The sequence below is a fragment of the Bacillus sp. AFS023182 genome, assembly GCF_002560575.1.
Taxonomy (GTDB): Bacteria; Bacillota; Bacilli; order Bacillales; family Bacillaceae_G; genus Bacillus_A; species Bacillus_A arachidis.
The window spans coordinates 1-12,042 of record NZ_NTRO01000112.1 but is presented as its reverse complement, the minus strand read 5'-3'; the positions used below and the strand labels follow the sequence as shown (position 1 = coordinate 12,042).

The following is a 12,042-nucleotide window of genomic DNA, read 5'->3' as shown; positions in this document are numbered from 1 at the left end:
TTTTCAGGGTTCACTTCATTGTGATAGGGGGTTTTTATATGTTTGTAATGCATATGAGTAAATGTTAATAAGAGAATCTAATATAATGAACCTGTGATATAAATAAAAAATATTTAATCGAGAGAGGGAATAGAGTGATGGGAATGTTTAAACTGAGTACAGCAATAGATAGTGAAGAATCTAACGAAATTACAGAATGGTTAGAAAAGTATATCTTTCCAATTGATTTTATAGAAGACTGCTACTTTGATGTAAAGACTATTTTATATTCAGTCAATCTAGCCAAACATTATACAACATTCTATTCAATTGTCCACAACCCTAAACCGGCGGCTTTTTCCCCAGAAGAGCTAAATGCAGCTATATTGGAAGGGTGTAGAAAAACAGGGATAAATGAAGGATGCTACTATTTTAACGTAAATGTTCACGATAATATTGCAAGGGTAATAGAAAGTATTGGGACATATAGCTTAAAGAGAGCGGAAAAGAATTATGCACTATTTCCATTGTATTACTTATTAACAGAAAACAGAGCAGTTGAAGGAGGGACAAGTTACACTGGGCTTATTGGAAGAAATAAAGATTGGATGTTAACAATCGAATTTGCAAGCAAGATAAATTTCATAGTGCATGGGAGTAAAGAGTTTTGTGATGTAGTATATCAGGCACTATATAAAATATAAATCAAAACATAAAAAGAACAANNTTGTTCTTTTTATGTTTTGAGAACATCCAATTTGATGGAGATTGCTTTCTTAAAATAGCAACTCGTAAAATTCAGAAAATAAAAACTTTATATTTTAGGTCAATGTTTTTGACGTAAATTCCGCTCAAAAACGCAGTCATATCAAGGGTGTAAGCGTGTAACATATGCCGTTTTTGTTGTCAAGTTGATAAATTGCAGGTTTTTACAATGTATACTATGATAAAGATATAAAACAGAAGATCGTATAAACATGAGGGATGATGAACATGAAATTTACAAAGATTATTGTCCAAGTTGCAGCTCTTTACGTGTTTTACATGATTGGAACATGGGTACAAGAAATGGTAGATATTCCGATTCCAGGAAGTTTGATTGGGATGTTTCTATTACTTATTTTACTCAGCATGAAGGTTCTTCCTGTGAAATGGTTTGATTTAGGAGCAGAAACACTCGTTGCTATTATGCCGTTTTTATTGATTCCGCCAACGATTGGCTTAATGAATTACGGTGCTTTTTTTATGAGTAAAGGAATTTCTCTTTTCATTACGATTGTAGCGAGTACATTTTTAATTATTATTGTCGCAGGACATACAGGACAATATCTTGCGAATAGAAAGGAAAAAGAAATGCGATGAGTCAAATATTAATCGGAATTGGTTGGGTTATTCTTACATTGTTATTATATCAATTATCTAAAAAGATTTATAAAGTATTACCAACACCATTTACCATTCCAATGCTTGTAGCGACAGCATTAATGATTGTCTTGTTACTTGTGCTGGATATACCATACCAAGCATACATGCAAAGTGGTGGCGGCTGGATTTCGAAACTGCTTGGTCCAGGTGTTGTAGCATTTGCAATTCCACTATATAAACAGCGTCATGTGTTGCAAAAATATGTTGTACCGATTGCGGGTGGTGTATTAGTCGGAACAACGGTTGCGATTGCAAGTGACTTAGTGATTGCAACGCTTATGGGGACAGATAAAAGCTTAATTTTATCTTCTTTACCAAAATCCGTAACAATGCCAGTTGCCATGAGTGTATCTGAGCAAGTTGGCGGCGTTCCATCATTAACAGCAGCGTTCGTTGTTGTAGCAGGGATTACAGGAACAATTACGGGTCCTCTTTTATTGAAATGGAGCCGCGTTACAAATTCTGTTGGTAAAGGAATCGGTTTTGGATGTGCATCACATATTATGGGTGTGATGAGAGCGATGAAAAATAATGAACATGAAGGTGTCATTGGATCGGTAACAATGACATTGACGGCTATTTTAACTTGTTTACTAGGACCGTTATTTGCGGGCTTGCTTATATAATATGGAAAAGTGAGAGTCATCGAACAGCTCTCGCTTTTCTATTAGATTTGTGCTACAGTTAAATTAACTGAATCTTTGTAGGAGGTACGCCGAGTGCATACGTTATTATCAGTTTTACTTATTATTGTATCGATTTTAATGATTGTTTTAGTAATTATGCAGTCTAGTAATAGTTCAGGCCTTTCAGGTGCAATTTCAGGCGGTGCAGAGCAATTATTTGGTAAACAAAAAGCACGTGGAATTGAAGCGATATTAAACCGCATTACAGTTGTTGTAGCTGTACTATTTTTCGCACTAACAATTGGAGTTACTTACTTAAGCATATAAGTAAAGGCCTTGCGTTTTACAGATATGGAAAGAGAAGAAGCGTTTGCACATTCGTGTGAATGGTTCTTCTTTTTTATTATCGAGAAAAAGTTTCTAATTAGATTATGGAAATGGAACTATGGTAAACTAAGGATAGAAACAATACGACTAGATTACAGAAGAGAAAGAGGAGAAGAAGATGATGAAATTAGCATCTCCGAAACCATTTACATTTGAGGGTGGGGACCGTGCTGTTTTATTACTACATGGATTCACGGGAAATTCAGCTGATGTACGTATGCTCGGGCGTTTTTTAGAGAAAAAAGGCTATACTTGCCACGCCCCAATTTATAAAGGTCATGGTGTACCACCAGAGCAGCTTGTTCACACAGGCCCTGAAGATTGGTGGAAAGATGTTATGGCTGCTTATCAACATTTGAAAGATCTAGGATATGAGAAAATCGCGGCTGTTGGATTATCGCTTGGTGGTGTATTCTCATTAAAACTTGCTTATACATTACCGATTTTAGGGGCTGTTCCAATGTGTGCGCCAATGTACATTAAGAGCGAAGAAATTATGTACCAGGGGATATTGGCATATGCACGTGAATATAAAAAGCGTGAGCAGAAGTCACCAGAACGAATTGCAGAAGAAATGATGGAATTTAAAAAGACACCAATGAATACATTAAAAGCACTGCAAGACTTAATTCGTGACGTACGCAATAATGTCGATATGATTTATGCTCCAACATTTGTTGTACAAGCACGCCATGATGAAATGATTAATACAGACAGTGCAAACATTATCTATAACGGTGTAGAATCCACGTTAAAAGAAATTAAGTGGTATGAAGACTCTACTCATGTTATTACGCTTGATAAACAGCGTGATGAGCTACACGAAGATGTATATAACTTCTTGGAGCAACTAGATTGGTGAAATCTGGTTGCCTCTTTTTTTCATGAGGTATGAAAACCATTCTTTTTAGGGTGGGAGAGGACCAGGTGATGGATAAGTGGTCAGCGCTTTTTTTCGCACCGTGCCGCGTGAAAATAGAAGGAGAAAACGAGTGGGAATCTTCTTTTATGTTCATAGCCGGAACTTAGGTTCAAATAAATCGAAGTTGATATAGAAAGAAAGGTTTAAGATGAGGATTCCGCAGCAGAATAAATGATGAAAAACGAGTGTTTATAGAAGTTTCACTTTATACATCCATCATCTTTCGGATACACTAGATAATATGAGGATTTAAAGGAGGTATTTGTGCTTGGAAGAGATTATTCAAGAACATATTGATAAGTTGTTGTTATTTATGAAAGAAGAAGCGTATAAACCGCTAACGATACAAGAATTAGAAGAGGCATTTGGTATTGTAGATTCCGCTGGCTTTAAAGATTTTGTAAAAGCCCTAGTTATGATGGAAGAGAAAGGACTTGTTGTTCGTACACGTAGCAATCGCTACGGCCTTCCAGAAAAGATGAACTTAGTGCGCGGTAAATTAATTGGACATGCACGTGGTTTTGCTTTTGTTGTCCCAGAAGAGAAGAAAACAGGGGACGATGATATTTTTATTCCGCCTACAGAATTAAATGGTGCACTTCATGGCGATACAGTATTAGCACGTATTAATTCACAATCTAGTGGATCACGCCAAGAAGGTACAATCATTCGTATTGTAGAGCGCGGTACGAAGGAGTTAGTTGGTACATATACAGAGTCAAAAAATTTCGGATTTGTTCTTCCAGATAATAAACGCTGGACAAGTGATATTTTTATTCCGAAAAGTGCATCTATGGGTGCGGTAGAAGGGCATAAAGTTGTTGTGAAAATTACAAGCTATCCGCAGGATCGTTTAAGTGCGGAAGGTGAAGTGATTCAAATTCTTGGTCATAAAAATGACCCAGGGGTAGATATCTTATCTGTTATTCATAAACATCACTTGCCACTCGCATTCCCAGAAGATGTAATGGAACATGCGAACAGTGTACCAGAAACGATTTCAGAAGAAGATTTAAAAGATCGCCGTGACCTTCGTGATCAAATGATCGTTACAATTGACGGCGCAGATGCAAAAGATTTAGATGATGCTGTTACAGTAACAAAACTTGAGAACGGTAATTATAAACTTGGCGTTCACATCGCGGATGTAAGTCATTATGTCCATGAAGGATCTCCGATTGATGTGGAAGCAGCAGAAAGAGCAACAAGTGTGTATCTTGTTGACCGTGTAATTCCGATGATTCCGCATCGTTTATCAAACGGAATTTGTTCATTAAATCCGAAAGTGGATCGTCTTACACTATCTTGTGAAATGGAAATTAACAATCTTGGTGATGTTGTTAGCCATGAAATTTTCCAAAGTGTTATTAAAACAACAGAACGTATGACGTACGCTGATGTAAGAAGTATTTTAGAAGATGAAGACGAAGCGTTAATTGAGCGCTATGAACCGTTAGTACCAATGTTCAAAGAAATGGGGCAGTTAGCACAAATCTTACGTGAAAAACGTATGAGACGCGGTGCAATTGACTTTGATTTTAAAGAAGCAAAAGTATTAGTAGATGAAGAAGGCAAACCAACAGATGTTGTTATGCGAGACCGTTCTGTATCAGAAAAGTTAATTGAAGAGTTCATGCTTGTAGCGAACGAAACTGTGGCCGAGCATTTCCACTGGATGAACGTACCGTTTATGTACCGTGTCCATGAAGATCCGAAAGAAGACAAATTAGAGCGTTTCTTCGAGTTTGTCACAAACTTCGGTTATGCGGTAAAAGGACGTGCGAATGAAATACATCCTCGTGCCCTGCAACAAATTCTTGAAATGGTACAAGGCCAACCTGAAGAAGTGGTTATTTCAACAGTTATGCTTCGTTCAATGAAACAAGCTCGTTACGATGCAGATAGCCTAGGACACTTCGGATTATCAACGGAATTCTATACGCATTTCACATCACCAATTCGTCGTTATCCAGATACGATTGTGCATCGATTAATTCGTGAATACATTATTAACGGTAAAATCGATAATGAAACACAAGCAAAATGGCGTGAAAAGTTACCGGATATTGCAGAGCATTCTTCTAATATGGAACGTCGTGCTGTTGAAGCGGAACGTGAGACAGATGAATTGAAAAAAGCTGAGTATATGCTTGATAAGATCGGTGAAGAGTACGATGGTATGATTAGTTCTGTAACAAACTTTGGTTTGTTCGTAGAGCTTCCGAATACAATTGAAGGTCTTGTTCACGTTAGCTATTTAACGGATGATTACTACCGTTATGACGAACAGCACTTCGCGATGATTGGAGAACGTACAGGTAACATTTTCCGCATCGGTGATGAAATCACAATTCGCGTTATTAATGTAAACAAAGATGAGCGTGCAATTGATTTTGAAATCGTCGGCATGAAAGGTAGCCCAAGACGCAAATTCAAAGATCGTCCGGTTGTGATTGAGCAGCCAAAAGGCGGTAGAAAGAGACGTAATGGTCGCGGTAGCGAAGAACGTGGTAATGGTCGCAAAAATGAACGCGGCAGCCGCGGAAAAGGAGCTTCTGGTCGTCCGGGGAAAAAGGATGGTAACGGTAAAAAGAAAAAGCCATTCTTTGAAAATGTCCCAGGATTTAAGAAGAAAAAGAAAAAGCGTAAGTAAGAAAGGGGTGGCTTCGCTTGGCACATAAGCGAAGCCACTTCCGCTTTTTAATAATCCAGCTCCAGTGGCTAGAATGTTCGACGGCTTCGCTTCTTCCACACATTCTGAGCGAGCCACTTCCATCTTTTAATAACTTTTGTTAAAATAGTACAAATAGAGGAGGGACGTTAGATGCCAAAAGGTAGCGGTAAAGTTATTGCACAAAATAAAAAAGCATTTCATGATTATTTCATCGATGAAACATACGAAGCAGGGCTTGTCCTTCAAGGAACGGAAATTAAGTCTATTCGCGCTGGACGTGTTAACTTAAAAGATGCTTTCGCACGTGTACATAATGGTGAAGTTTGGGTACATAATATGCATATTAGTCCGTATGAACAAGGGAATCGTTTCAATCATGATCCGCTTCGCACAAGAAAATTACTTCTTCATAAGAAAGAAATCCAAAAGCTAATCGGTTATTCAAAAGAAACAGGTTATACGCTTGTTCCAGTTAAAATTTATTTGAAAAATGGATTTGCAAAAATGGCACTTGGTTTAGCAAGAGGTAAGAAACAATATGATAAGCGTCATGATTTAAAAGAGAAAGAAGCAAAACGTGAAATTGCTCGCGCGTTCCGCGATCGTCAAAAGATGTAATACAGAAATTTACATTTGTAAAATAACAAACGTATGATATAATAATTTTTGTAAGGCCAGTTGAACATTGAAAAACAGCTCATGAGTAGCTATCACGAATATACTTCGTATGCTCCATTTCTTATATGGGGACGTTACGGATTCGACAGGGGTAGTTTGAGCTTAAGTTGCGAGTCGAGGGGATCGGCCTCGTTAAAACGTCAAAGCCAATAACTGGCAAACAACAAAACAACTTCGCTTTAGCTGCTTAATACAGCTTAGCGGTTCCTCCCTCCATCGTCCATGTGGTAGGGTAAGGGACTCAAACTAAGTGGACTACGCCGGAGTTCGCCGTCTGAGGGCGAAGGAAGAGAATAATCAGACTAGCGACTTGGAAGCCTGTCGATAGGCCGAAGAGTTTGCGAAATGCCAATATATCGACTATGCTCGTAGAAGCTTAAGTGCCAATACTTTTGGACGTGGGTTCGACTCCCACCGTCTCCACCAATACATATTTGGTGGTTTTTTTATTTTGTGTTGTAACAAGAAGCATAAGTTGGCCGTTTTGGTTAACTTATGCTTCTTTTAGTTTACGGCCAACTTATGCTTCCAGGATTTGAAGAATATTTTTAATGTCGCTTTTAAATAATGTCACGGTGTTTATAAAAAAGACGCGATGTTTTGTCCCTTTGGATCTGTTTATCTAAAGGGATGTTTTTATAGTGAAAAGAAAATCTGAACTGAAAGGCGGATTAAGGAACTGTTGAGCGGCAATAAAGTTACTCCACTAAAGGGCCATTTAATTGAATAAGACTAGATTCGTTTTATGATTTCAGAACCCCTCGAAGTCTATACTAGAGAGGTTTTTCTCATTTCAGAAAATCTTTCCATGTAAAATCTAATGTTAAAATTCCAACATGTTTTTCTTTATCAGATTGATCCGTGTTTTTTGTTGCTAATCCTGGTTTCCGAAAACAAACTAGTTCTTTGTAATATCCAAACATTCGACATATTTCAGGTCTTACCGAATGTATTCCACATCTATCTTTATTTAGATCATAAAAAATACATGTTCCATAATATCTTTTTTGGTTCTCTAGCTCTGAACGCATTTTAGTAGGCATTGATTTTATTTTCTTTTTTATTTTCTTAAATTCGCTTTCAGTGACAGGAACTGGACCGCAGCACAACCCTTTACACCCTTTACATGGTAAGATTTCCATATATACAGCCCCCTAATAATTTATTTAATATATAAAAATAATAAAAATATAACGATAAATAAGTAAGGTTTTTACCTCGTCTAAAATGTTGGCAGTGCCCATTTGCACAATGAAAAAAGCCTCGCAAAAATGCGAGGCTTTTAAAAATTATTATTGTGAAAGAGTCAGAGCACGCAGAGGCTCATAACAATTGAATATAAAACAATAAATGCAAGGCCAAAACTTATAAATATTATCCTTAATACCATTATAGCAAAAATTAGTGAAAAATTCAAAATTTAAATAATTATTATTTAATATCATTAGAAGATGGGAGTTTATAAATTCCCAATTGCTAAAGTTGGATTAGTGCTTTCCGAAGATGATCGATAATGGTCATTTCGACTATTATCAAAAAGATATCATGAATATGCGTATTATTGGAATGTATAATAGACTTATCAAAATGGTTTATGATTCGCTTATTCTACAAAAGGGCGCGATTGTGGAGCAAACACAGGTAGAAAAATGATTAAACTTTTTTATAAAAAATTATTCACTAGCAACAAATAACCCAAGCATTTTAATCAAACTTTAATACAAACCAACAGTATTCACGGCAAACTTATGGTTCTAAAAATGGAGTATATCTAATTATCTATAGGTATTAGTGGGTATGTTATGATTTGAAAATTAAATTTGGTTACACACTTGTTATTATTGAATTCATAAAACAAAGAAGATTTATTTTTGGACGAATATGGGATAATTGTTAATTTGTAACAAAGATTGATAATTTATATTTACGTTTGATAAAAATAGCCACTAAGTATAGTGTTATTCGGGATTTCAAACTGTTTTTTATCAATAAGTGAAAAGACAGAGTTTGAAGATAGGGGAACTTATTATAAACCTTTGTTGTTTGTATTTGTAATTTATGATAAATTCATAAAAGTAATATTGATATATATCAATGAAACACATTGTTAGAATTTAACAAAATAATATTGTAATTTTGATTTTATGTGTTTAGTAAATATCGGGAGTTGTTTAGGTTGAGCTCGAAATGGAATGAGGAATTAGAGGAGCAAAGAAATAAACGTCGTAAAGAAGTGCTGGCAGCATCAAGGAAATTATTTTTGGAAAAAAATTTCCTGAAAGTGAACATGAGTGATATAGCTAGTGAATCTGGAATTAGTAAAGTTACGTTATATAAATATTATAAATCTATTGATGAAATCGCCTTCGAAGTACATAATATGTTGTTTTTTGAGATGAAAGAGCTTTTTGTAGGTTTTTCAGATGATGTTCCAGCTTACGAACAGATTCTATTATTTTTAAAACGTTGTCTTGATTTTCTTAAAACAAAAAGGGATATTCTTCGATTTCAAGCTTACTATCGAACACAATATCCTGAAATCATAGAAGTCCGATCGGTGCAAGAGAAAATTTGGGGAATCGTAGAGGTTTTATATCTACTATTTGAGCGAGGGCAAAAGGAAGGAAACATTCGGACAGATATTAGTGGAAAAGAACTATTTATATGGACTGCTAACACTCTTATGGCAATGGCTCAGCGTCTTGCAACGAGAGAGCGCTATTTAGAAAAAGAAACATGCGTTTCAGCTGAACGGATGATGGAAATGACAATTGAATCGATTGCAAATTACATAAAAAAGAGCTAATTGATACTTTAAGCATCAATTAGCTCTTTTTTTATTTTTAAAAAGAATAAATTGCCAAATATTAATGATTTTGGTACTATTAACTTCGAGTTAATAGTCTTTTCTTGTAGTTAACAGAGTGGAAAAATGAATAATACAGTATTTCCTAATGGTTTTTTGTAGGCATCTGCGACTGCAGTTCATTAAATAGAAGGATTAAATTTGAATAGTGATAGTTGGATGGAAGAACATACAAGTAATTTTTCATATATAATTCCTTTTGGTGATGGGATTGACCATTATCTCAGGTACAGGGAAGAGATCGGAATTTTTAAGGGTTTGGATTGAATCGTTATCGAGTCTTAATTAAATGTAGAAGGATCGCACCTGAAGAAGGATACTTTTCTATTGGAGCGATTAATCGAGAAGGTAGCGAAAGTCCAAAGTAATAGTATTGTAGTTTCGAATCCTAGCGGGAAATTAGCAGAGACATTTTCGAAAGAGTTAAACGATAATTCTTCGTACAAAAAATTCTTAGACGAAGCAGATAGAATATGATGAAAGTATTTTTTAGGAATATCATTAATATGACAAGAAAAATGTTGAGCCATTATTTTCATTTTAATATTGAATTCATATATAAATAAAAATTTAAAGGGTATTAATTGTAATAGGAATCTGATTTATGCCCCTTAAAGGTCGGACATCATACTTTTAAATGTAAAAACAGCGAGAATCATAGGATAGATAAGGAATACTTATATGGATGAAAGTGTTACTTTATCTAAACAGTAGCAGGATTCAAAAAAGAGAACAGACGGTAAGATTTATTGCTAAATCATTAATATATATCAGTGACATTGAATAATAGAATAATTGCTATAACGGAATGTACCCATAGCAACAATAGGAGAGAATGTATGTATTTAAAAAGGATAACTTCGATTTTTTCAATTATAATGATTTTTATGTTTACTATAGGTCAGAGTTTGTTGCCTATAATAGCAAGTGCACAAGAGTTAAGTACAACAGGATTTGTGGATAGTTTTACGATTGATAAAAAAACGATGAAGCAAGGGGATAAGGCTAAAATAAATGTAACCTTCAGTGATAAATCTGGAAATAATATGAAGTCTGGAGATACGCTAACATTAGCACTGCCTCGAGAGTTAACGGGATTTGAGGGAACGATTCCATTAAATGATGAGCAAGGGAATAATTTTGGTTCTTGTAAAGTAACTGGAGGTAAAGTGGTATGTACATTTAATGATATGGTGGAGAAACTTCAAAATATTAGAGGGCATTTTTATTTTACTGTTCAAGCTAATGGTGTAGGACAAACAACAAATGTTGAAACAAATTTAGGTACGAATTTAGATAAACAAACTGTCATGATTATTAGCTCTAGCGGTGGTAGTACAGGGTCTGACCCATTTGTCGGCAAAACGGGTTATATCCAACCAAGTAAACCCGATGAAGTGCGTTGGGGTTTGAGGATAAACAACAAGAAAGAGTATTTAGGTAGAGATATTGTTGTGTCTGATAGTTTGCAGGAAGGTCAAACACTTAATAAAGATAGTTTTCGAATAATAGTTAATGACAGAGAGGAGTTAACTATTAAACAATTTCAAGATCAACGTTATGGATATGTTAAGTTTAATGACGAAAATCGATCATTTCAAGTCGTGATTAACTGGAGTATGGGAAGTGCAAGGTCTTTTAACGTTTCTTATGCAAGTATTATAACAGAAAGCGGAAAGAGCCAAGAATCTTTCAAGAATGATTATAAGGCTGATTATCAGATTCTACATAAACAACCGGTTTCTCAGTCGGGTACTGCTACAGTCGAAAATATAACATCTGGCAGTGGCATTCAAGGCGATTTACCTCCTAAAGGAACGGTAAGAATTGTTAAGCATCTTGAAGGTGATGAAGAAAAAGTAATACCGAACGTCTCGTTTAAGTTGTATAAAGAATCGGGAGAACAAATTGGAGATGTTTATAAAACAAATGACAAAGGGATAATTGAAATTTCTGATTTACAACCAGGTAAATATTATGTGCAAGAAGTTTCAGCCCCAAATTATATTGACTTTGATCCTCAGAAAAAAGTAAGTTTTGAAGTTAAATCAAATGAGGCAAATGGAGTTAAGTTGCCGATTTCAAATAAAGTGAAAACTATATCCATTTCAGGAACAAAAACATGGAAAGGCGATAAGGTAAAAGATCGCCCAGGAACAATTAAAGTAGACTTATTACAAAATAGGAAAATAATTACAACTAAAGAAGTATCGGCAGCAAGTGATTGGAAATATGAGTTTAACAATCTAGCGGCATACGACTCGGATGGGAAAGAGTATAAATATGAGGTAAGAGAACACCCTGTAGAGGGATATCAATCTAAAGTTAAAGGATATGATATTGTAAATACAAAAATACACGATGCACTACAAGACGAAGAAGTACCAGGTGGATGGGAAACGATTGGTGAATTAGAAGGGCAACAGGCTCTAGAAAAACCAAATGTAACGGAAGAAGAAAATAATTTAGAAAAACCAAAAGTAGA

General features: G+C 35.4%; 12 protein-coding genes and 1 other RNA gene. 12 read left to right on the top strand and 1 reads right to left on the bottom strand.

Going from position 1 to position 12,042, the window contains the following annotated elements:
• Nucleotides 1-137 precede the first annotated feature (137 nt).
• The 9 genes from CN288_RS27010 (at nt 138) to ssrA (ending at nt 7,117) form a co-directional block, all read left to right on the top strand.
• A complete protein-coding gene (locus CN288_RS27010) occupies nt 138-683 on the top strand; it encodes a hypothetical protein (RefSeq protein WP_026594094.1) in 546 nt (181 codons plus the stop codon).
• 289 nt (nt 684-972) lie between these two features.
• A complete protein-coding gene (locus CN288_RS27005) occupies nt 973-1,341 on the top strand; it encodes a CidA/LrgA family holin-like protein (RefSeq protein ID WP_026594095.1) in 369 nt (122 codons plus the stop codon).
• Nucleotides 1,338-2,030, top strand: a complete 693-nt coding sequence (locus CN288_RS27000) for an LrgB family protein (protein WP_026594096.1) — start codon at nt 1,338-1,340, stop codon at nt 2,028-2,030. The genes CN288_RS27005 and CN288_RS27000 overlap by 4 nt, the downstream gene beginning before the upstream one ends.
• Before the next feature lie 93 nt (nt 2,031-2,123).
• Complete coding sequence (secG, locus tag CN288_RS26995; protein ID WP_026594097.1) at nt 2,124-2,357, top strand: preprotein translocase subunit SecG; 234 nt, start codon at nt 2,124-2,126, stop codon at nt 2,355-2,357.
• Between the two features lie 9 nt (nt 2,358-2,366).
• Nucleotides 2,367-2,573, top strand: coding sequence for a hypothetical protein (locus tag CN288_RS29170; protein WP_176527754.1), 207 nt, complete (start codon nt 2,367-2,369; stop codon nt 2,571-2,573).
• Nucleotides 2,539-3,279, top strand: a complete 741-nt coding sequence (locus CN288_RS26990) for an alpha/beta hydrolase (RefSeq protein ID WP_139265596.1) — start codon at nt 2,539-2,541, stop codon at nt 3,277-3,279. Before CN288_RS29170 ends, CN288_RS26990 begins: the two co-directional genes overlap by 35 nt.
• Before the next feature lie 328 nt (nt 3,280-3,607).
• Nucleotides 3,608-5,992 carry a ribonuclease R gene (gene rnr / locus CN288_RS26985; RefSeq protein ID WP_090693702.1) on the top strand — a complete coding sequence of 795 codons (2,385 nt, stop codon included), beginning with the start codon at nt 3,608-3,610 and terminating at the stop codon, nt 5,990-5,992.
• Between the two features lie 171 nt (nt 5,993-6,163).
• Nucleotides 6,164-6,631, top strand: a complete 468-nt coding sequence (smpB, locus tag CN288_RS26980) for an SsrA-binding protein (protein ID WP_017153345.1) — start codon at nt 6,164-6,166, stop codon at nt 6,629-6,631.
• 127 nt (nt 6,632-6,758) lie between these two features.
• Nucleotides 6,759-7,117: a transfer-messenger RNA gene (gene ssrA / locus CN288_RS26975) on the top strand.
• 362 nt (nt 7,118-7,479) lie between these two features.
• Here the strand turns inward: ssrA and CN288_RS26970 are convergent.
• Entirely contained in the window at nt 7,480-7,833 is a 354-nt protein-coding gene (locus CN288_RS26970; protein ID WP_026594100.1) for a YkgJ family cysteine cluster protein, read from the bottom strand.
• A gap of 1,034 nt (nt 7,834-8,867) precedes the next feature.
• Between CN288_RS26970 and CN288_RS26965 the strand changes: the two genes are divergently transcribed.
• The 3 genes from CN288_RS26965 to CN288_RS26960 all read left to right on the top strand — a co-directional run.
• Entirely contained in the window at nt 8,868-9,497 is a 630-nt protein-coding gene (locus CN288_RS26965) for a TetR/AcrR family transcriptional regulator (protein ID WP_090693698.1), read from the top strand.
• Between the two features lie 387 nt (nt 9,498-9,884).
• A complete protein-coding gene (locus tag CN288_RS29165) occupies nt 9,885-10,034 on the top strand; it encodes a hypothetical protein (RefSeq protein ID WP_155924364.1) in 150 nt (49 codons plus the stop codon).
• A gap of 410 nt (nt 10,035-10,444) precedes the next feature.
• A partial coding sequence (locus CN288_RS26960) for a Cna B-type domain-containing protein (protein ID WP_255260066.1) occupies nt 10,445-12,042 on the top strand: 1,598 nt, incomplete at its 3' end.